The sequence below is a fragment of the Azohydromonas lata genome, assembly GCF_034427735.1.
GTDB lineage: Bacteria > Pseudomonadota > Gammaproteobacteria > Burkholderiales > Burkholderiaceae_C > Azohydromonas > Azohydromonas lata.
On sequence record NZ_JAXOJX010000216.1, the window covers coordinates 1 to 438 of the forward strand.

A 438-nucleotide genomic window follows, 5' to 3' on the forward strand; every position below is an offset into this window, starting at 1 on the left:
CTCGCGCCCCCGTGGCATCTGGCCGCCGCCTGAGCACGGCAAGGCCGCCCCGGCGCCGGCCGATGCCGGCAAGTCTTCCGCCACGGTCACCAAGGAGCGCACGGCATGAGCAACTCCGTGTTGAAAGTCAGCGGCGTGAGCAAGCGCTTCGGCGGCCTGCAGGCGCTCTCCGACGTGGGCATCGACATCCACGCGGGCCAGGTCTATGGGCTGATCGGCCCCAACGGCGCCGGCAAGACCACCTTCTTCAACGTCATCACCGGCCTGTACACGCCCGACACCGGCACGTTCGAGCTGGGCGGCGCGCCCTACAAGCCGGCGGCGGTGCACGAGGTGGCCAAGGCCGGCATTGCCCGCACCTTCCAGAACATCCGCCTCTTCCCCGAGATGACGGCGCTGGAAAACGTGATGGTGGGCCGCCACGTGCGCACGGGCTCC

The 438-nt window shown here is 69.9% G+C and carries 1 protein-coding gene; it reads left to right on the top strand.

Features of this window, described 5'->3' with window-relative positions; all coding sequences use genetic code 11:
• Window positions 1-105 precede the first annotated feature (105 nt).
• The coding region (locus tag SM757_RS35090; RefSeq protein WP_322468883.1) for an ATP-binding cassette domain-containing protein at window positions 106-438 on the top strand (333 nt) is incomplete at its 3' end.